This window comes from Rhodoplanes tepidamans (assembly GCF_030813915.1).
In the GTDB taxonomy this organism is placed as follows: domain Bacteria; phylum Pseudomonadota; class Alphaproteobacteria; order Rhizobiales; family Xanthobacteraceae; genus Rhodoplanes; species Rhodoplanes tepidamans.
This window is the reverse complement of the sequence record NZ_JAUSUJ010000033.1, coordinates 1-20,283: the sequence shown is the minus strand read 5'-3', so window position 1 is coordinate 20,283 and position 20,283 is coordinate 1. Positions and strand designations below refer to the sequence as shown.

16 protein-coding genes and 1 pseudogene are annotated in these 20,283 nt (G+C 71.8%); 9 read left to right on the top strand and 8 right to left on the bottom strand.

Features of this window, described 5'->3' with window-relative positions:
* Positions 1–10: 10 nt before the first annotated feature.
* Positions 11–1,393, top strand: coding sequence for a M20/M25/M40 family metallo-hydrolase (locus J2S22_RS27690; protein WP_272779767.1), 1,383 nt, complete (start codon positions 11–13; stop codon positions 1,391–1,393).
* A 6-nt stretch (positions 1,394–1,399) separates the two neighbouring features.
* Here J2S22_RS27690 and J2S22_RS27685 read toward each other — a convergent pair.
* Both J2S22_RS27685 and J2S22_RS27680 read right to left on the bottom strand, forming a co-directional pair.
* Positions 1,400–1,570: pseudogene (locus J2S22_RS27685) on the bottom strand (type II toxin-antitoxin system HicA family toxin); the annotation flags it as partial.
* Between the two features lie 34 nt (positions 1,571–1,604).
* Entirely contained in the window at positions 1,605–1,790 is a 186-nt protein-coding gene (locus tag J2S22_RS27680; protein ID WP_272779766.1) for a type II toxin-antitoxin system HicB family antitoxin, read from the bottom strand.
* 227 nt (positions 1,791–2,017) lie between these two features.
* Here J2S22_RS27680 and J2S22_RS27675 point away from each other — a divergent pair, with 227 nt between their 5' ends.
* Positions 2,018–2,410 (top strand): CidA/LrgA family protein, encoded by a 393-nt coding sequence (locus J2S22_RS27675; RefSeq protein WP_272779765.1) that lies wholly within the window; start codon positions 2,018–2,020, stop codon positions 2,408–2,410.
* Positions 2,407–3,123 (top strand): LrgB family protein, encoded by a 717-nt coding sequence (locus J2S22_RS27670; protein ID WP_272779764.1) that lies wholly within the window; start codon positions 2,407–2,409, stop codon positions 3,121–3,123. The genes J2S22_RS27675 and J2S22_RS27670 overlap by 4 nt, the downstream gene beginning before the upstream one ends.
* 12 nt (positions 3,124–3,135) lie before the next feature.
* Here the strand turns inward: J2S22_RS27670 and J2S22_RS27665 are convergent, their stop codons facing one another.
* The 3 genes from J2S22_RS27665 to J2S22_RS27655 all read right to left on the bottom strand — a co-directional run bounded on the left by J2S22_RS27665 (position 3,136) and on the right by J2S22_RS27655 (position 6,284).
* Complete coding sequence (locus J2S22_RS27665; RefSeq protein ID WP_272779763.1) at positions 3,136–3,807, bottom strand: haloacid dehalogenase type II; 672 nt, start codon at positions 3,805–3,807, stop codon at positions 3,136–3,138.
* Between the two features lie 90 nt (positions 3,808–3,897).
* Positions 3,898–5,415, bottom strand: a complete 1,518-nt coding sequence (locus tag J2S22_RS27660) for an ArnT family glycosyltransferase (protein WP_284701435.1) — start codon at positions 5,413–5,415, stop codon at positions 3,898–3,900.
* 266 nt (positions 5,416–5,681) lie between these two features.
* Positions 5,682–6,284, bottom strand: coding sequence for a superoxide dismutase (locus J2S22_RS27655; RefSeq protein ID WP_272779761.1), 603 nt, complete (start codon positions 6,282–6,284; stop codon positions 5,682–5,684).
* Positions 6,285–6,646: 362 nt separating this feature from the next.
* Here J2S22_RS27655 and J2S22_RS27650 point away from each other — a divergent pair, with 362 nt between their 5' ends.
* Positions 6,647–7,720 (top strand): hypothetical protein, encoded by a 1,074-nt coding sequence (locus tag J2S22_RS27650; RefSeq protein WP_307155899.1) that lies wholly within the window; start codon positions 6,647–6,649, stop codon positions 7,718–7,720.
* Between the two features lie 267 nt (positions 7,721–7,987).
* On the opposite strand, the gene J2S22_RS27645 is transcribed toward J2S22_RS27650, so the two are convergent.
* Entirely contained in the window at positions 7,988–8,920 is a 933-nt protein-coding gene (locus tag J2S22_RS27645) for a lactate/malate family dehydrogenase (RefSeq protein WP_272780737.1), read from the bottom strand.
* Positions 8,921–9,315: 395 nt separating this feature from the next.
* On the opposite strand from J2S22_RS27645, the gene J2S22_RS27640 reads away from it, so the two are divergent.
* Together J2S22_RS27640 and J2S22_RS27635 are read left to right on the top strand one after the other, a co-directional pair.
* A complete protein-coding gene (locus J2S22_RS27640) occupies positions 9,316–10,278 on the top strand; it encodes a YheT family hydrolase (protein WP_307155898.1) in 963 nt (320 codons plus the stop codon).
* An 865-nt stretch (positions 10,279–11,143) separates the two neighbouring features.
* Positions 11,144–13,294, top strand: coding sequence for a methyl-accepting chemotaxis protein (locus tag J2S22_RS27635; RefSeq protein ID WP_272780735.1), 2,151 nt, complete (start codon positions 11,144–11,146; stop codon positions 13,292–13,294).
* A 187-nt stretch (positions 13,295–13,481) separates the two neighbouring features.
* Here the strand turns inward: J2S22_RS27635 and J2S22_RS27630 are convergent, their stop codons facing one another.
* On the bottom strand, positions 13,482–14,405 hold the full coding sequence (locus J2S22_RS27630; RefSeq protein ID WP_272780734.1) for a TRAP transporter substrate-binding protein: 924 nt from the start codon (positions 14,403–14,405) through the stop codon (positions 13,482–13,484).
* A gap of 247 nt (positions 14,406–14,652) precedes the next feature.
* Between J2S22_RS27630 and J2S22_RS27625 the strand changes: the two genes are divergently transcribed.
* Positions 14,653–15,657: a tripartite tricarboxylate transporter substrate-binding protein gene (locus J2S22_RS27625; protein WP_272780733.1), complete on the top strand. Its 1,005-nt coding sequence runs from the start codon at positions 14,653–14,655 to the stop codon at positions 15,655–15,657.
* 252 nt (positions 15,658–15,909) lie between these two features.
* Here J2S22_RS27625 and J2S22_RS27620 read toward each other — a convergent pair whose 3' ends face one another.
* On the bottom strand, positions 15,910–18,021 hold the full coding sequence (locus J2S22_RS27620; RefSeq protein ID WP_272780732.1) for a S9 family peptidase: 2,112 nt from the start codon (positions 18,019–18,021) through the stop codon (positions 15,910–15,912).
* A gap of 551 nt (positions 18,022–18,572) precedes the next feature.
* Between J2S22_RS27620 and J2S22_RS27615 the strand changes: the two genes are divergently transcribed.
* Both J2S22_RS27615 and J2S22_RS27610 read left to right on the top strand, forming a co-directional pair.
* Positions 18,573–18,986, top strand: coding sequence for a Ros/MucR family transcriptional regulator (locus tag J2S22_RS27615; RefSeq protein ID WP_111360147.1), 414 nt, complete (start codon positions 18,573–18,575; stop codon positions 18,984–18,986).
* Positions 18,987–19,544: 558 nt separating this feature from the next.
* A complete protein-coding gene (locus tag J2S22_RS27610) occupies positions 19,545–20,183 on the top strand; it encodes a DUF6456 domain-containing protein (RefSeq protein ID WP_307155897.1) in 639 nt (212 codons plus the stop codon).
* Positions 20,184–20,283: the final 100 nt, after the last annotated feature.

Below are 20,283 nucleotides of genomic sequence, written 5' to 3'. Positions count from 1 at the left end.
CTCCTTCGGAATGACCGTTCTCGACCAGGTTCTCGCCCGCATCGACGCCGACCTCGACGCCAGCCTCGACCGCCTCTTCGCCTTCCTGCGCATCCCGTCGATCTCGACCGACCCGAGCCATGCGGCCGACTGCCGGGCCGCCGCCGCGCATCTCGCCGCCGACCTGCGCGGCCTCGGCATCGCGGCCGACCTGTCGGAGACGGCCGGGCATCCGGTGGTGCTCGGCTGCGGCGGCGGCGGCGACGCCCGCGGCGTGCTGTTCTACGGCCACTACGACGTCCAGCCGGTCGATCCGCTCGACCTCTGGGACAGCCCGCCCTTCGAGCCGCGCCTGAAGACGCTGGCGGACGGCCGCCGGGCGATCGTCGCCCGCGGCGCCTCCGACGACAAGGGCCAGGTGATGACCTTCGTCGAGGCGTGCCGCGCCTTCGTCGCCGTCACCGGCGCGCTGCCGCTGCCCGTCACCATGCTGATCGAGGGCGAGGAGGAGTGCGGCTCCAAGAGCCTGCCGGACTGGATCGAGCAGAACCGCGGCGCGCTCTCGGCCGACCTCGCGCTCGTCTGCGACACCGGCATGTGGGACGCCTCCACGCCCGCCATCACCACGGCGCTGCGCGGCCTGCTCTACGAGGAGGTCGAGATCACGGCGGCCGACCGCGACCTGCATTCGGGTCTCTACGGCGGTCCCGCCCGCAACCCGATCCGGGTGCTGACGAGCATCCTCGGCGGGCTTCACGATGCCGACGGCCGCGTCACCATCCCGGGCTTCTACGACGGCATCACGGATCCGCCCGCCGACGTGCTGGCCGCCTGGCGCAGCCTCGATCTGACGCCCGACAACTTCCTGAAGCCGGTCGGCCTCGCCGAGCCGGCCGGCGAGCGCAGCCGCACCGTCATCGAGCAGCTGTTCTGCCGGCCGTCCTGCGACATCAACGGCATCTGGGGCGGCTACACGGGCGCCGGCTCGAAGACCGTGATCCCGGCGAAGGCGTTCGCCAAGGTGTCGTTCCGCCTGGTCGCCGGCCAGGATCCGGACACCATCCGCCAGGCGTTCCGCGCCTTCGTGCGTGAGAAGCTGCCGTCCGACTGCACGGCGCGGTTCGAGGACCACACCGGCGCGCCGGCCGTCGCCGTGCCGTGGGACCTGAAGCAGCTCGCCGCCGCGCGAAAGGCGCTCACCGAGGAGTGGGGCCGCGACGCGCTGCTGGTCGGCTCCGGCGCCTCGATCCCGATCGTCGCCGACTTCAAGCGGCTCGTCGGCATGGACACGCTGCTGATCGGCTTCGCCCTCGACGACGACCGCATCCACTCGCCCAACGAGAAGTACGACCTCGTGTCGTTCCACAAGGGCATCCGCAGCTGGGCCCGGATTCTGTCGGCGCTGGCGGGGTAGGAGTGCTCATCGCATGTCGGCCTCGGACGAGCCGGCCGCTTTCAGAAGGTGCTTGAGCAGCCCGAGCTTCAGCGGCTGATTGCCGTGAACCGATATCGAGAGCCGGACGATGATGCCCGGCTTTCCATAGACGTGATGACCTCCGTGAATCCGTAGATGCATCCAGCCGTGCCGCTCGGGAAGGCGGCAAGCTCACGGCCGGAGAGCGGCGTCACAAGGCGATTTCCACGACCTTGGGATTGCCGCCGGCCTTCGGAATCTCGACGTCCACCGACAGGCAGCCTTCGATCGCCTCGTGCAGGTTCTGCATGAGCTCTTCGATTGTCTCGCCCTGCGTCGCGCAGCCGGAAATGGCCGGCACCTCCGCCCAGAAGCCGCCCTCGTCCGCCTCGTGCACGACGGCCTTGATCTTCGTCGCGCGCCTCTCGTTCGGTGGCTTCCTACTGTACGAGCCTCCGGAGAGGCTGCAACCCGGGATCGGGATAGCCGTCTGCAGGTCCGACGGGGCCGTGCATGTCGCTCCGCAACCCGGCAATGCCTCGCCTCTGCCGCGCTTGCGTCGAACAGGCCGACCGGCGAGATTGCGCCCCCTCTTTCGATCCCGACCACACGGCGCGAGGTGCCATGCTGCAAGGCTTCGTCATTCTGCTCGGCTGCCAGCTCCTGGGGGAGGCGTTCGTGCGGGCCTTCGTGCTTCCCGTGCCGGGCCCGGTGGTCGGCATGGTCCTGCTGGCCGTGCTGATGCTCGCCCGCATGCCGCTGCCCTCCGAGGTCGGCGACGTGTCGGGCGGCCTCCTGAAGCATCTCTCGCTGCTGTTCGTTCCGGCCGGCGTCGGCATCGTCCAGCATCTCGGCCGGGTCGGCGACGAGGGCTTTCGCATCCTGATCGTCCTGGTGCTCTCCACCGTGGTGACGCTCGCCGTCACGGCCGTGGTGTTCGCCGGCGTCGCCCGGCTGATGGGCGTCGCGGCCGACCGCGGCGAGCCGGAGACCGGGGCCGTGGAGGACGAGCCGTGAGCCTCGTCGATCTCTGGGTCTATCTCTCCGGCGGGCCGCTGCTGTGGCTCACCACCACGCTCGTCGCCTATGTGGCGGCGGACGCGATCTTCGTCGCCTGCGGCCGGCGGCCGCTCGCCAATCCGGTGCTGATCGCCATCCTGATGGTGTCGGCCGTGCTGGTGGTCACCGGCACGCCGTTCCCGGCCTATTTCGCCGGGGCGCAGTTCGTTCATTTCCTGCTCGGCCCGGCCACCGTGGCGCTCGCCGTGCCGCTGGTGCGCTACCTGCCGCAGGTGCGGCGGCTGCTGGTGCCCATGGTGGTGGCGCTGGTCGTCGGCTCGGTGACGGCGATCGTCTCGGCCGTGCTGCTCGCGCGCGCCTTCGGGCTCGACGCCTCGACGGCCCGGGCGCTGGCGCCGAAGAGCGCGACGACCCCGATCGCCATGGGCACGGCCGAGGCGATCGGCGCCGATCCGGCCCTCACGGCCGTGCTGGTGATCCTCACCGGCATCGTCGGCGCCATCGTGGTGACGCCGCTGATGAACGCGCTCGGCCTGACGAACTACGCGGCGCGCGGCTTCGCGGCCGGCCTCGCCTCGCACGGCATCGGCACGGCGCGCGCCTTCCAGGTCGATCCGCTGGCCGGCACCTTCGCCGGCATCGCGCTCGGCCTCAACGGCCTGCTGACCGCCGTGCTGGTGCCGATACTGCTGCCGTTCCTGCTGAAGTGACGCACCCGGCCGTCAGGCCGGGTCGGCGATCCTCGGTCCCGGCAGCTCGGCGAGCGTCGTCAGGACGCATCGCGGCGCGAGGTCGTGATACTCCTCGGGCAGCCCGGCCCGGTTGATCCAGGCGGTGCGGAAGCCGTAGGCGGCGGCGCCCATCACGTCCCAGCGGTTCGACGAGACGAACGCGACCTCGGCCGGCGCCACCGCGAAGGTGTCGATCACCAGCCGGTAGACCTCCGGCCGCGGCTTGTAGACGCCGACCGACTCGACCGACAGCACGGCGTCGAGACAGGGCCCGAGCCCGGCCGCCTCGACCGCGCTCGCCAGCATGCGGAACGTGCCGTTGGACAGGATCGCGGTGCGCTTGCCGGCGGCCTTCAGGGCCTGCAGCGTCTCGCGCGCGTCCGGATAGGCGTCGAGCACCCGGTAGGCGTCGAGGAGACGCGGCCGCATCGCCGGGTCCACCGACGGAAACCGCGCGAGCGAGAAATCGAGCGCCCGCTCGGTCAGCGTCCAGAAGTCGACGAAGCGCCCCGCGAGCGACAGCGTCCAGGTGTATTCGAGCTGCTTGGTGCGCCACAGGTCGGAGAGCCGGTCGGCCTCGGGGCCGATCGCGTCGCGATGGCGCGCGATCGCCGCATGGACGTCGAACAGGGTGCCGTAGGCATCGAACACGAACACGGGCATGGCCGTTCCCCTTCGCGGATGCGACATCCTGACGAAATCGCCGCCGCGCGCAAGATCATGCCCGGGAGCGGGACCGCGGGTCCGCTCCGCTCACGGCGGCATCGGCGTCAGCAGCGTGTCGATCGTGCGGCCGCGGATGTCGTAGACGCGCGCGTAGACGACGCCGTCGCGCACCACCTCGGCGAGCACGGGCGCGTCCAGCTTGGCGCAGTAGAACTCGTTCAGCGAGATCGCGAACTCGCCGCCCTGCGGCTGCCAGTCGGTCGGATAGTTCCGGCCGAGCTCGACCCGCACCGGCCGCTGCGGCCCGCAGATCGCGATGTGGCGCTTGTGCTTCGGCGTCGCCAGCTCGCCGCGCGCCGCGAGCACGTCGCGCAGCGCCAGCGACGCCTGCTTCATCGACAGGCCCCAGTAGTCGCGCATGTAGCGGCCGTCGGCGCCCTGCAGCCCGCCGGCGGTCGCGTTGAAATACGTGTACTGGTACGGGTGGATGCGGATCATCGTGACGACCGGGTGGGCGAGCGTCACGGCCAGCACGGCCGCCGCGATCGCGGTCCGGCGTCCCTCGCTCGCCGCCACCCGGTTCGCCAGCAGCGCGCCGACCAGCCCGCCCAGCACGGCGGCGGGCGGCAGCACGAAGACGAAGTGGCGCAGCCCGTTGTACATGGCCGGCCGGGTCAGCACCGTGAAGGCGATCGGGAACACCACCGAGACGGCCAGGAACACCAGGCTGGCGCGCCGGTTCAGCGGCCGGTCGGCATGCGCCGCGGAGGCCAGCGCGGCGACCACGCCGGCGATGCCGAGCGCCCAGAAGATCTCGGGCGTGGTGAGCGCGAACAGCTCCGGCACGTAGCGCCGCGGCATGTCGACGACCCACAGGAGCTCGCCCTCGAACAGCTCGCGCCACGGCTTCTCGAAGAAGTGCGAGAAGTAGAGCAGCGCCTTCACCGGGTTGAGCGGCGACACCACCGACCACGGCCAGATCAGCGCCATCAGGGCGTAGGCGACGACCACGGCCGGCAGCAGGCGGAGCAGGAACTCGCCGGCCCGCCACAGCGCCGGGCGAACGCCCTGGCGGCGCGCCTCGGCGACGACGATCAGCAGGAAGGCGGCGGCGGTCGGCACCGCGGCGAGCGCCCCCATCACGCGCGTGCCGAAGGAGAGGCCGAGGCCGAGGCCGAGCAGCGCCGTGGTCGGCACGGTCGGGTGCGGATACTCGGAGAAGGCGCGCACAAAGCCGAGCGTCGCGGCCAGCATCGCCACCGCGAACGGCACGTCCTTCGGGTTGATGAACATGTGCCCGACATAGAGCGGGCAGGTGGCGAGCAGCGCCACGCCGACGAAGCCGGCGAGCGGGCCGCCGAGCCGGCGGGCGATCCGCCAGGTCATCGCCAGGCCGGCGATGCCGATGATCGCGCCGACCAGCCGGCGCGTCTCGAAGATCGGGAACGGCAGCACCTTGGCGGCGAGCGCCGCCAGCATGTCGAAGCCGCCGCCATAGGCGTAGAGATTGACGAAGGAGAGGGCGCGCCGGTCGGTGAAGCCGGAGCCGTAGAGCCTGAGCAGCAGGCCGCCGTACTCGGCGTGGGCGTAGTCGTCCCAGCCCATGCCGAAGTCGCGGAAGGTGGCGAGCGAGACGGCGCAGACCACCACCAGCACGACGACGGCGGCGATGTCGGCCGGATGCAGGGCGCGGGGCCCGGCCCGGCGGACGGGGGCGTCGGAGATCACGACGGGCATCGGCGGGCCGGCATCGGGAGGGCTCGGGGCGGGCGGGACGGCGACCCATCCGTCGGCCGCGAGGCCCGGATGCGTCGGCGCCGGCGCTCGCGTCACCCGCGAGGCCGGCGCCGGATCATCTCACATCCGTACGGTCACTTGGAAGCGGCGGCGTAGAGCTCCGCCACGTAGTCCCAGTTCACCAGGCTGTCGAGGAACGCCTTGAGGTAGTCGGGACGGCGGTTGCGGTAGTCGATGTAGTAGGAGTGCTCCCACACGTCGCAGCCGAGGATCGGGGTGGCGCCGTGCACCAGCGGGCTCTCGCCGTTCGGCGTCTTGGTGACGACGATCTTGCCGTCCTTGACGGCGAGCCAGGCCCAGCCGGAGCCGAACTGGGTGACGCCGGCCTGGACGAAGTCCTCCTTCATCTTGGCCACCGAGCCGAGGTCGGAGACGATCGCCTTCTCCAGCGCGCCCGGGATCTTGTCGCCGCCGCCGCCGGGCTTCATCCACTTCCAGAAATGCGTGTGGTTGTAGTGCTGCCCGGCATTGTTGAAGAGCCCCTGGTTCTTGCCGAACGAGCCCTTGACGACCTCCTCGAGCGACTTGCCTTCCCACTCGCTGCCCTTGAGCAGGGTGTTGCCCGTGTTCACATAGGCGGCGTGGTGCTTGTCGTGGTGATACTCGAGCGTCTCGCGCGACATGTAGGGCGCGAGCGCGTCGTGGGCGTAGGGCAGATCCGGCAGCGAAAACGACATCGCGTTGCTCCTCGAGGGTTCGGATGGAATCGGGGGTGACCATTCGGGTCTTGAGAACGGCGTCCGACCCCTCTCAGGTAGAGATCGCCGGACCTCCGCGCAACCTCGCCCTGGTGCCAGGATGCCGCCGGTCGTGCGCGGGACCACCTCGCCGGAGCCCCGGGCGGGCCATCCAGATGACAGCGCTGCCGCCAAAATGGTTGTGATGCGTCAAAGGCCTGGGTAATCTCCGCGCGGAACCGGACGAGTGGCTCGCGTTTCTTCCGACGGGCGTCCGTCCGGCCGAATCCGGCGAGACGGGGCCGCCGCGGGCGGCGCCGGCGACGTGGCCGTGCTTCCGGGTTGGCGTAGAGGGCGAAGCGATGGTCGTGGTCCTGTTGTCGGTCGGCGGGCTGCTGGCGGTGGTCGGTCTGGGCTGCGTGGCCTATGGGATTCCCTACAACGAGTTCGGGATCGGCAACACGCTCATCGAGACCGGCACCACCGCCGTCTCGGCCGGCCTGCTGCTGATCGCCCTGTCCTTCGTGCTGCGCGAGCTGATCGCGATCCGCGCCGCGCTCGGCGCCGGCGCCGGCGCCGCCCTGGGCGCCGCCGCGGCGCCCGCCGAGCGGCCCGCGCCGCGCTCGCGCCCGGTCGAGCCGCCGCTCGCGCCGCCGCCCGAGCCGCCCTCCGCCGCGGTCGCGGCCGAGCGGCTGCGCGCCGCGCCGTCGCGCCCCTCTTATCCGACCCCGACCGGGCAGCCGCCGGAGCGCGGCGACCTGCCGCCGCAGCCGCCGCTGCGGGCGCCGCCGACTCCGCCGCCGCTGCGCCGCGCCGATCTCGAGCCCGCCGGCGAGCCGCCGGGCTGGCGGCCGCCCGTGGTGGCGCCGCCGCCGGGCAGCGACATCGGCCTGCCGGACTCGCTGCGCGCGCCGCGCCCCGCGGCCGATCGGCGCGATGGCCCGCCGCCGCTGGCCGGCCCCGAGCCGGCGCCGCCCGAGCCCGACTGGACCCGCGACCCGCTCGGCGAGCCGCTGCCGGGCGGCGAGCGCAAGCGCTTCTTCGCCTGGACCCGCCGCCGCCAGACCGTCAGCTCCGACGCCGAGGCGCCGCACGCCGAGACGGCGCCGCCGCCCTTCGAGCGGCCCGAGCGCGGCCTCGATCGCGGTTCAGACCGTGGCCCGGAGCGCGGCTCGGATCGCGGCCCCGAGCGTGGCGCCGAGCGCGCGCCGCCGCCGCCGCTGGCACCGCCGCCGCTCGCCCGGCCGGCGCCGGAGCCGCCCGCCGCGGCCGAGGAGGAGCCCGCCCCGGTCACGGTGCTGAAGTCGGGCGTCATCGACGGGATGGGCTACACGCTCTACACCGACGGCTCGATCGACGCCGCCTTCGAGCACGGCACCCTGCGCTTCGACTCGATCGAGGACCTGCGCCGCCACCTCGAGCAGAGCAACGGCTAGGCGCGGGTGCGTGACTCGGCGGGTGGGAGTGCATTCAGGCTCCAGGCCCACGCTCCCGGACTCCATTTGCCCGGACTCCGCGTGCCCCGGACAAGGCGCGTCAGGCCGCAGGCCTGATGCGCCGCAGAGCCGGGGCCCAGGGGCGGCGCGGCAAGGGGGCTCGGACCGCCTCGTCCTGTCGCCCTGGGTCCCGGCTCGCGGTGCGTCGCACCGCGTCCGGGACACGAGCCTCTCCCGGCCGACGTCTGCAGGTCTTCCGCGCCGCCCCTACAGCCCCGCCAGCGTCATCAGCTCGCGCACATGCGCGTGCGAGGTCTCGAACGCCGCCTGCTCGTCGGCGTCGAAGCGGCAGGCGATGATCTTCTGCACGCCGCGCCGGCCGATCACGCAGGGCACGCTCATCACGGCGCCGTCGACGCCGTACTCGCCCTCCAGCAGGGTGCCGACCGGCAGCACCGAGCGCTCGTTGCCGGCGATCGCCCGGACGATGCGGAACACGCTCGCGGCGATGCCGTGATTGGTGTTGCCCTTGCCGGCGAAGATGTCGAGGCCGATCTGCAGCACCCGGGCCCGCACCGCGGCGCGGTCGATCGGCGCGACGCCGTTGAGCGCGCAATAGGCCTCGACGTCGATCCCGCAGACGTTGCACAGGCTCCACGGGATGAAGCCGGTGTGGCTGTGGTCGCCGAGCACGTAGCCGAAGATGTTCTTCGGATCGATGCCGACATGGTCGGAGACGATGCGCATGAAGCGCGCCGTGTCGACGATGGTGCCGAGCGAGATCACCCGCTCCTTCGGGAACGACGAGTGCGCCACCGCCACCTGCGCCATCACGTCGACCGGGTTGGTCACCATCAGCACGATGGCGCCCGGCGAGGTCGCCTCCACCCGGGCGATCAGCTCGCGGATCACGCCGGCATTGACCTCCACCAGCGTGTCGCGGCTCTCGCCCTGCTTGAGCTGGGCCCCGGCCGTGATCACCACGATGTCGCTGTTCACCGTCTCGGGCCAGCCGCCGGCGATCAGCCGGGGGTTCTTGGCGTAGATGAACGAGGTGGTGTGGGCGAAGTCCCAGATCTCCGCCTGCGCCTTCTCGGCGTTGCGGTCGACCGCGACGATCTCGCTCGCCGCGGTGGAGGCGAGCAGATGCCCCACCACCTCGGTGCCGACGGCGCCCATGCCGATGACCGATATCTTCAACGGAGCCCCCTGGAGGCCGGGCGGGCGGCCCGCGCCGCCGCGCCGGATGCTCGGCGCCCCGCGCGGCCTTCGGTCCGTGCGGCGCAACCTGTGGACACCGGTGACGATACGCCTGCGCCCCGGAAATTTCAGCGCGTAGTTGCGGGCCGCGACGGAAGGAGGTGTCGTCGCGGGCGGCGCGGCGCCTCGTTCGATTGCGCGACGGGTCCGGCGGCGTACAGTGCGCCCGCAATGTGCGCTCCTGAATCGTCTCCGTCGAACAGGCACCGGTCTCCGCTCGGTCCCGCGCGAGCGGGCCTCCAGGTGCCACACGAGGAGCCGCCCCCGGGCCCCCGCTTGCGCCGCGACGAGCGGACCGCGAGCCCCGCACATCGTCAGCGAAGGCGGATGCGATGATGAATCACCGCGCGCCCTGGTGGCTTCCCGGCGGCAATGCCCAGACCATCTGGCCGGCGCTGTTCTCCGCCCCGCGCGCCGACGCGATGCCCGCCTACCGGCGCGAGCGCTGGACGACGCCGGACGGCGACTTCGTCGACGTCGATCACCTGCCGGGCCCGCCCGATGCGCCGTGGCTGGTGCTCTTCCACGGGCTGGAGAGCAGCTCGGCGAGCCGCTACGCGGTGGCCTTCGCGCTCGCGGCGCGGGCGCGCGGCTGGCGGTTCAGCGTGCCGCATTTCCGCGGCTGCTCGGGCGAGCCGAACCTGGCGCCGCGCAGCTATCACTCCGGCGACTTCGAGGAGATCGGCTGGATGCTATCCCGGCTGCGCGCCGCCGCCGGCGCGCCGCTGCTCGCCGCCGGCGTCTCGCTCGGCGGCAATGCGCTGCTGCGCTTCGCCGAGGAGGCGGGGAACAGCGCGGCGACGGTGGTGCGGGCGGTGGCAGCCGTGTCGGCGCCGCTCGATCTCGCCGCGGCCGGGGCGGCGATCGACCGCGGCTTCAACCGGCTCGTCTATGCGCGCATGTTCCTGCGCAGCATGAAGCCTCGCGCGCTCGCGGCGCTCGCCCGTCATCCCGGCCTGTTCGACCGCGAGCGTCTCGTCGCCGCTCGCATGCTGCGCGACTTCGACGACTGTTTCACGGCGCCGCTGCACGGCTTTTCGGGCGTCGACGACTACTGGCGGCGCGCCTCGGCGAAGCCGCATCTCAACACGATCCGGGTGCCGACCCTGGTGCTCAACGCCCGCAACGATCCCTTCGTGCCCGGCTGGTCGCTGCCGACCCGCGACGCGGTCGGCCCGCACGTGACGCTGTGGCAGCCCGCGGAGGGCGGCCATGTCGGCTTCGCGACCGGCGCCTTCCCGGGCCACGTGCACGCGATGCCGGCGGCGGTGTGCGACTGGCTCGCCGCGGCGGCGTGAGAAAAGGCGGGCGAGCTCGACCTGTCGCGCGGCGGGACGTCGCAGCACCAAGGCGCGCGCGACGTGATCCGCGCCGGAGACGCCGCCGTAACCACGGTATCGAACCGAACAGGAGACCACCGATGTTCGACTCCATCACCGTCGCCGCCCCGATCCTGCTCCCGCTGATGTCCTTCGGCGTCGTCTTCTATCTGATCCTGCGCGGCAGCCCGGCCCGCCGCGTCGCCACGCGCCGCTCGTAAGGGCGTCGCGTGGGCGCGCCCTCCGGGGAGGGCCCCATCAGCTCTTCCCGGAGGGATCGTGATAACGACCGTGACCCGGCGGACGCCTCGCGTCGCCGGGTGACGTCGGCATTCTCGGCGACGACCGTCTTTCTTTGTCATGGCCGGGCTCGTTCCCAAAGGCGCCGAGCTCAGGTTCGAAGCCTTTCCTCGGTCATGCTCCGCGAAGGCGGAGCACCCGGTACGCCGCAGCAGTTCGACTGAAACTGCGAACGCCCGTGGATACGGGGTCGTCCGCCTGCGCGGACGACGACCACCGAGAGGCGGTGCCTTCACTCCTAACTTTGCGCCGAGGGGGCTCGTCCAGGCCATCCTCGTGCGTCTCTGGTGAATGCATCCTCGCCGGCTCGATCTAGGCGCATCCCCCGGATCAGCGAATCCACCTTATAAGAAGCGCCTAAGCCTCTGTGTTTCTACGCAACGCGAGCGGTCGCGTCGTTAACGCTCGATAGACGGCCATCACGCATCTTTTATGAGAGTTTTCTGCTTGCCGGTTCGTCGCCGCGGGCCTTGCCTGCGGCCGCGGCCGCAGCGGTGCACGTTCCCCGTGACATCGCGACCGAGGCTCCCGAGGATCCCGCCCCATGCGCTCGAACCTTCCGGTGTCGAACACCGAGCATGTGCTTCCCGACGGCACCCTGATCGTGTCGAAGACCGACCGGAAGGGGAAGATCACCTACGTCAACGACCAGTTCGTCGCCGCCTCGGGCTTTTCGGAGGCCGAGCTGATGGGCCAGCCGCACAACATCGTGCGGCATCCGGACATGCCGGCCGAGGCCTACGCCAATCTGTGGGACACGATCGCGGCCGGCAAGCCGTGGGCCGGCGCGGTGAAGAACCGGCGCAAGAACGGCGACTTCTACTGGGTGATGGCGAGCGTCACGCCGATCTGGGAGAACGATCAGATCGCGGGCTTCCAGTCGGTGCGCACCAAGCTCACCGCCGAGCAGCGCGCCGACGCCGAGCGCGCCTATGCGCAGATCCGCGCCAAGACACGGTGCGACTTCACGCTCGCCGCCGGCCTTCTGCGCGAGCGCAGCCTGTGGGATCGGCTCTCGCTGTTCACCGGCACCATGAAGGCGCGGCTCGTCACGCTGGTCGCCGTGCTGGTCGGCTTCATCCTGCTGGTCGGCGTCGGCAGCCTGTATGCCGCCCGCGACACCACCGCGATGATGCAGTCGCTGTACGACGACCGCGTCGTGCCGCTGCAGCAGCTCTTCACCGTCAACGACCGGCTCAGGGACGACATGATCGCCCTCCACGACGCGATCGCGCGATCGCGCGCCGGGCAGGCGCCGGGCGACGTCGCCGGCCGCATCGCCGCCAACCGCAACGCGATCGACACGGTCTGGAAGGCCTATCTCGCGACCTACCTGACTCCCGAGGAGAAGGAGGTCGCCGACACCTACGCGCCCAAGCAGCAGCGTTTCCTCGAGGCCGGCATCGCGCCGGCGCTGGCGCTCCTGTCGGCGGGCAGGCAGGACGAGCTCGGAGCGTCGCTGATCGGCACGGTCGAGCCGCTCTACGCCGCCGCCAAGAGCGACCTCGACCGGCTGGTCGCCATCCAGGGCAAGGAGGCCAAGCTGCTGCTCGACGCCTCCGATCGCGACTACACCCTCGCGCTCGCCTTCATGGCCGCGATGCTCGCGATCGGGCTCGTCTACGGCGGCTGGCTGGGGCTGCGCACCATCCAGGCGACGCTGCGCCCGCTCGGGCGGCTCAACGCCGCCATGGACCGCATCGCCCGTGGCGACTTCACCGGCCGCATCGTGATCAAGCGCGACGACGAGATCGGCCAGGCGCTGCGCAACATCCAGGCCATGCAGTCCAAGCTCGCCTTCGACCGCGAGTTCCAGGCCGACACCGAGCGCCGGGTGACGGTGCAGCGCCGGCACGAGATCCACAAGATCGCCGACGGGTTCGAGGCGGCACTCGGCCAGATCATCGAGACCGTGTCGTCGACGTCCGCCGATCTCGAGAGCTCCGCCCACACGCTCACCGCGACGGCGCAGCGCACCGAGGAGATCACGACGACGGTGGCGAGCGCCTCGGAGGAGGCGGCCGTCAACGTCCAGTCGGTCGCCTCGGCGAGCGAGCAGATGGCGGCCTCGGTGCACGAGATCAATCGACAGGTGCAGGAGTCGAGCCGCATCGCCGACGGGGCCGTGCAGCAGGCCGGTCGCACCAATGCGCAGGTCGCCGAGCTGGCCCAGGCGGCGACCCGGATCGGCGACGTGGTCAAGCTGATCACGGCGATCGCCGAGCAGACCAATCTGCTGGCGTTGAACGCGACCATCGAGGCGGCGCGGGCCGGCGAGGCCGGCAAGGGCTTCGCGGTCGTCGCCTCCGAGGTGAAGGCGCTCGCCGCCCAGACCGCCAAGGCGACCGGCGACATCGCCAGCCAGATCGCCGGCATGCAGACGGCGACGGGCGAGTCCGTCGCCGCCATCAAGGAGATCTCGGGCACCATCGGCCGCCTGTCGGAGATCGCGACCGGCATCTCGGCCGCCGTCGAGGAGCAGGGCGCCGCGACCCAGGAGATCTCGCGCAACGCCCAGCAGGCGGCGCAGGGCACCCTGCAGGTCAGCGCCCATGTCGGCGACGTCCAGCGCGGCGCCAGCGAGACCGGCACGGCCTCCGAGCAGGTGCTCACCGCGGCGCAGGCGCTGGCCGAGAACGGCGCCCGCCTGAAGGCCGAGGTCGTCCGCTTCCTCGGCACGGTGCGGGCCGCCTGAGCGGCGGGTGGGCCGCTCGCGCAGGAGTGCGGGCCGAAGCCGCGCGTCCCCGCGACGTCTCCCGACGTCGTCGCCGGGCTCGTCCCGGCGACCCATCTCTTCGCAGCAAAGCGCCTTGTCGGTGAAGGTGATGGGTGCGCGGGTCGAGCCCGCGCATGACGCTTCTGTCCCCGGCCTGCGCGCCGCGTCAGCGCCCGATCAGCCGCATCGCCTCGGTGCCGTAACGCTCCCGCGCCTCGGCGAGCAGGGGGGCCACCGCGTCGACGAAGGTCGCGTGCTCGGCCTCGGTCGGCGTGATCAGCTCGCAGCCGGCCGCGGCGATCGCCTCGCGGGCGTCGTCGTCCTCCTCGCCGGTCGCCACCCGCTGCGCCGCCACGGCTTCCGCGACCGCCTCGCGCATCGTCTCCTGCAGCTCCCGCGGCCAGGCGTCGAACTGGGCCCGGCAGAAGAACACCGGGCGCGAGACGTAGAAGTGGTTGGTCACCGTGTGGAAGCGGTGGAAGTCGTGGACGTGATACGTCACCGTGTTGGCGAGCGGGTTCTCCTGCGCGTCGAGCGTGCCCGCCTTGATGCGGGTGATCGCCTCGGTGAGATCGAGCCGCAGGGGCGTCGCGCCGAGCAGCGCGAAGGTCTTCGCCTGGACCTCGCTTGGAAGGACCCGGATGCTCATGCCGGCGAGGTCGGCGGCGGTGCGCACCGGCCGCAGGCGGTTGGAGATCTGGCGGAAGCCGTTCTCGAACCAGCCGAGGATGCGGTAGTCGACCGTCTCCTCGATCTTGCCGGCCAGGAAGGCGCCGAGCGCGCCGTCCATGGCGCCACGCGCCTGCGCGTTGCTGGCGAACACGAAGGGCAGGTCGACGACGCCGAGCACCGGCACCCGGTCGGTCAGGTAGCTCGACGACTGGTAGCCGACGCTCAGCACGCCCGACTCGACCAGCCACAGGATGTCCTCGGCCCGATAGCCGAGATCCATGATGTTCCAGACGTAGCGCACCCTGACGGCGTCGCCGAACCGCGCCTCGACGCGGTCGCCGACGAGCTTCAGGGCCTTGCTGAAGCAGGTGGTGGACGGTCCGTAGCCGCCCATCCGGATCTCGATCGGTTTGCTCATGGGGACTTTCGCGTCTGCGTTTCCGGATCGCCGCGTTTCTTCCGGCGCGGCTTGCCGGCGCGAGCTTAACGGGGCGCAGGGCGGGTGTCGAATGCGCGATCGCGGCATCGGCCGCGTGGGGGACCGCGCCTGGCCTGCGACAACCGCGGCGGTACGACGGCGCTTGTGTTTCGGGCCGGGGGACGCCACAGTGCGGCGCTTCAACTCGGCATACAAAGCCGCAGACAAGAACAGTCGAGGAAACGGAATGAAGAGGGTCTTGCTGGCCGCGGCCTGGGCCGCGGCGGCGGCGCTTGGCGCGCTGCCGACGTCTTTCGTGCTGCCCACGAGCCAGGCGCTCGCGCAGTCCTACCCGACGCGGCCCGTCACCATGGTGGTGCCGCTCGGTCCGGGCGGATCCACCGACGTGATCGCCCGCGTCGTCGCCGAGGGCATGCGGGCGGCGCTCGGCCAGCCCGTGATCGTCGAGAACACGACGGGCGCCGGCGGCACGGTCGGGGTCGGGCGGGTCGCCCGCGCCGCGCCGGACGGCTACACGTTCGGCATCGGCCATTCCGGCACCAACGTGGTCAACGGCGCCATCTACCCGCTGCAGTACGACCTGATGGCCGACTTCGAGCCGATCGGCCTGATCTCCACCCAGCCGTTCTTCATCGTCGCGCGCAAGACCATGCCGGCCAAGAACCTCGCCGAGCTGGTCGCGTGGATCAAGGAGAACCCCGGCAAGGTCTCCGAGGGCACCTCGGGGGTCGGCACGCCGAGCCACATCTCCGGCGTGCTGCTGCAGAACACGCTCGGCGTGAAGTGGACCATGGTGCCGTATCGCGGCGCCGGCCAGTCGATGCAGGATCTGATCGCCGGCAACACCGACATCCAGCTCGACACGCCGGCCACCTCGATGCCGCACATCCAGTCCGGCCTGATCAAGGTCTACGCGGTGACCAACAAGGAGCGGCTGAAGGTGGCGCCCGACGTGCCGACCACCGACGAGGCCGGCCTGCCGGGCTTCTACTACACGTTCTGGCACGCGCTGTGGGCCCCCAAGGGCACGCCCAAGGAGGCGATCGACAGGCTCAACGCCGCGCTGCGCACCGCGCTCGCCGACCCGGCGACCAGGAAGAAGCTCGAGGACCTCGCCCAGGTGATCTTCCCGCCCGACCAGCAGACGCCGGCCGCGCTCGCCGCCTACCAGAAGGCCGAGATCGACAAGTGGTGGCCGATCGTCAAGTCCGCCGGCATCAGGGCGGAGTGAGGTGACGGGCGACTGTCGCGCCGTCTGACCCGTCAGGCCCGGTTCGCCGCACGGCTGTCAGGCCGAGCGTCGAGGCCGCCGCAGGCGCCTTCACCCTCTCCCTGAGGAAGAGGGTCGGGGCGCGCGAAGCGCGCACCGGGGTGAGGGGTTACGGCGCCAGTTGGCGGGCCTCGGCACCCCCTCACCCGGATCTCGCGCTCTCGCGCGTGATCCGACCTCTCCCCGGCGGGGAGAGGTGAAGAACAGCGCCCGCTACTCCCGTCCCGCCACCGCGATGGCGAAGGCGTAGGAGAGGGCGACCTCGCGCAGGCGCTCGAAGCGGCCGGCGGCGCCGCCGTGGCCGGCGTCGAGATTGGTCCGCAGCAGCACGAGGTCGTCGTTGGTCTTCAGGCGGCGCAGCCGCGCCACCCACTTGGCCGGCTCCCAGTAGGTGACGCGCGGATCGGTCAGCCCGGCGAGCGCCAGGATGGCCGGATAGGCTTGGCGTCCGACGTTGTCGTAGGGCGAGTAGGACCGGATCGTGTGGAACGCCGCCTCGTCACGGATCGGATCGCCCCACTCCGGCCACTCGGGCGGGGTGAGCGGCAGCGTCTCGTCCAGCATGGTGTTGAGCACGTCGACGAACGGCACCTCGGCAATGAGGCCCGCGAACAGATCCGGCCGCATGTTGGCGAGGGCGCCGATCAGCATGCCGCCGGCCGAGCCGCCATGCGCGACGACGCGGTCGGGCGCCACGATCTTCTCGCGCACCAGATGCTCGGTGGCCGAGATCACGTCCCTGAAGGTGTTCGGCTTGTTGGCGAGCTTGCCCTCGCGGTACCAGCGCCAGCCCTTCTCGGTGCCGCCGCGCGCGTGGACGATGGCGTAGACGAAGCCGCGGTCGACCAGCGACAGCCGGCTGGTCGAGAACGCCGCCGGCGTCGACATGCCGTAGGAGCCGTAGGCGTAGACCAGCGCCGGCGCGGTGCCGTCGAGCGGCGTGTCGCGGCGGGCGAGCAGCGACACCGGCACGGTCTCGCCGTCGTGCGCCGGCGCCAGCAGGCGGCGCGTCACGTAGGCGGCCGGATCGTGGCCGCTCGGCACCTCCTGGCGCTTGCGCAGCACCCGGGCCCGGGTGGCGCAGTCGTAGTCCCAGGTCTCGGTCGGCGTCGTCATCGACGAGTAGTTGAAGCGCAGCGTGTCGGTCTCGAACTCGTAGCCGCCGGCCATGCCGAGCGAGTAGGCCTCCTCGTCGAAGGCGATCACGTGCTCGTCGCCGGTGGCGAGCCGGCGCACCACGATGCGCGGCAGGCCGTCGACCCGCTCCAGCCGCACCAGCCAGTCGCGCGTCACGGCGAAGCCGAGCACGAACACGCCGGGCCGGTGCGGGACGAGGTCGCGCCAGTGGGCGCGGCCCGGCGTCGCCAGTGGCGCCACCGCGATCTTGAAGTCCTCGGCGTCGTCGGCATTGGTGCGGACGAACAGCACCGGGCCGCCCTCGTGGTCGGGATGGTGCTCGACGTCGTAGCGCAGCTGCTTCTCGCGCGGCGTCACCAGGGTCGGCGTCGCGTCGGCGGCCTCGAGGTCGATCAGCCAGGCCTCGGCCGACTCGTGGTCGTGCACCGAGATCTCGGCGAAGCGGCGCGACTGCAGGCCGGCGATCGAGACGAAGAAGCCCGGATCGGCGGTGTGGAACACCTCCACGTCCGCCTCGGCCGGCGTGCCGAGCCGGTGGCGGAACACCCGGGTGGGCCGGTGCTGCTCGTCGAGCTTCACGTAGTAGAAGGCGCGCGAGTCCGCCGTCCAGACGACGCCGCCGGAGGCCTCCGGCACCACGTCCGGCAGGTCGGTGCCGGCGACGACGTCGCGCACCCGGGTGGTGAAGAATTCCGAGCCGCGGTCGTCGGCGCTCCAGGCGATCAGCCGGTGGTCGGGCGAGTGCTCGCCGCCGCCCAGGCTGAAGAACGCCTTGCCGGCGGCGAGCGCGTCGCCGTCGAGCAGAATCTCCTCGGGCCCGCCGTCGCGCGGGATGCGGCAGAGCAGCGGGTGCTCGCCGCCCTCGCGGTGGCGCGAATAGTAGGCGAACGGGCCGTCCGGCACCGGCACGCCGGCGTCGTCCTCCTTGATCCGGCCCTTCATCTCGGCGAACAGCGTCTCCTGCAGGGCGGCGGTCGGGGCGAGCGCCGCCTCGGCATGGGCGTTCTCGGCCTCCAGCACGGCCCGGATCGCCGGATCCAGCACGCTCGGGTCGCGCATCACGGCCTGCCAGTTGGGGGCGCGCAGCCAGGCGTACTCGTCGGTCAGGGTGACGCCGTGGTGCACCGAGACGCTCGGGCGCTCCTCGACGCGGGGCGGGGCAGGGGGGCGGGAGACGCGGTCCAGCATCGGTGGCTCTCGGTGGTTCGGGCGACGCGATCGGCCGGCCCTGGCGGGTGCGGGTCCGGCCCGGTCGGGCGCGGAAGACTTGCCCCAATGTAGGCGGCGGGCGGGCGGGTGCAAATCGCAGGTGGTCGACTGTCGAACCGCGGGTTCGCTCAAGTCGAGGACAGGGCCCGCGCGCCGGCGCCCGGATCCGCCGCGGCCTGCCGGGGTTGCGCCACAAAAACAAGCCTCTGTGGTGCCGGGTGCGGGGCATGTCGCGGTTCGCGACGGCCCCGGGGGCGCGCTCCCGGCATGCGAGGCATGCCGATTTGAACGTACAAAGCTGTACTTTCCCTTGTCGATCCGTCGAATAGTCGGCCGCTTCTGTTTTCGAGTTCACGCGCACATCTACAGCGGGCGAATCTCTTCTTGCTTTCCCGAGCAATGGCGATACATAGGAAGAGTTCTCGCGAGTCGGCCGGGATGTCGTCTGGCCTCACGGCTCGGCCGGGCCCCGAGGGGCGGGAGATCCGGGCGGGAGCGATCGGGTCATTCCAAAGAGAAATGAAACTAAGATGGGCGAGAGCGCGCAGAACTATATTGAGCTGACCGCCGACATCGTCTCGGCCTATGTCAGCAACAACAGCATATCGGCAGGTGATATTCCCAGCCTGATCAACCAGATTCACTCGGCGTTGCTGCGGGTCTCGGGCGGGCAGAGCGACGCCCCGGTGGAACCGCTGAAGCCGGCGGTCTCGGTCAAGAAGTCGATCACGCCGGAATACATCGTCTGCCTCGAGGACGGCAAAAAGTTCAAGTCGCTGAAGCGGCACCTCCGGACCCAGTACAACATGACCCCGGAGCAGTACCGCGACAAATGGGGCCTGCCGCCGGACTATCCGATGGTGGCGCCGAACTACGCGGCGGCCCGGTCCCAACTCGCCAAGCAGATGGGCCTCGGTCAGCAGCGCCGCCGCCGGGCGAAGTGAGCCGGACGGCCCGCGGGTCCCCCAGGGACCCGGTAGGGCCGTCCCGGTGCCGCAACGCGGCGCCCGGTCCTCCGGCGCGCCGGAGGCCGGCTGCACGCATCGACGTGTTCGCGCCCGCCGGGTCCTTGCCCGGCGGGCTTTCTCGTCGGGCGGGGCTTTTTCGACTCCGGCCTCCCGAGGCCCGGCCCCCCGAGGCCCGGCCCGGGCCGATACCTGATACCAACGGCCCTGAACCCGACCCGTCGTCCTGAGGTGCCCGGCGCAGCCGGGCCTCGAAGGATGCGGCCCGGCCGATGCCTGACTGAAGTCCTATCGTGGCCGCGGGATCGGCCGCGGCATCCCCGCCGCGCCGCACGCGATTCCGCCCGCGACGGCGCATGCCCGGCCGGTCACGCCGGCCCCGCGGGTGAAATCCTTCGGGGCGGCTTGACGGCGGCCCGCGAAAAGGTAAAAATTCCTATATCGGGTCTCTGGAGAGGTCGCCATGGGGAATCGGGAACTGTCCTTCGCTTCGCCGGACCGGGGTGTCGCCGCCCCCGCTGCCACCCGGGGGCCGGCATGAGCCGCCCCGCCCGCCGGGGCCGCGCCCGGGGCGCCGCCGCTCCGCTCGCGGCGGCGGACGCCGCCGCGGTCGGGCCGTTCCGGGCCCGGCGGCTGGCGCTCGCCCGCCGGCCGGACCCCGACGCGGCGGCCGGCGCCGGGCCGGCCGCCACCGTGGTCGTCAACGAGGCCGAGAGCCCGCTCGCCTGGCTCGCCCGCCGCAAGGGCCGCGACGGCCGGCCGATGATCGAGCCGGTGCAGGTCCTGGCCGGCGAGCGGCTGCGCGCCGATTTCACCTTCGCCCAGATCGGGCCGCGCCTGTCGGTCGACTGGTCGGCGCCGCTCGCCCCGGGCAGCGCCGGCGGCGGCGGGCCGGCCGGCATGACCGACGCCGTCCTGGCGGCGCGCCAGCGGCTCGCCGCGGCGCTGCGGGCGGCCGGCACCGAGTTCGCCGGCCTCCTGGTCGACGTCTGCTGCTTCCTCAAGGGGCTGGAGGACGTCGAGCGCGAGCGCGGCTGGCCGCCGCGCTCCGCCAAGGTGGTGCTGCAGCTCGGCCTCGACCGGCTCGCCCGCCACTACGGCCTCGCCGCCGAGGCCCGCGGCCGCGCCGGCGCCCCGCTGCGGGCCTGGCAGGCCGACGCGGCGGTCGGCGGGTAGCGGTCAGCGAGTAGCGAGTAGCGAGTAGCGAGTAGCGAGTAGCGAGTAGCGAGTAGCGAGTAGCGAGTAGCGAGTAGCGAGTAGCGAGTAGCGAGTAGCG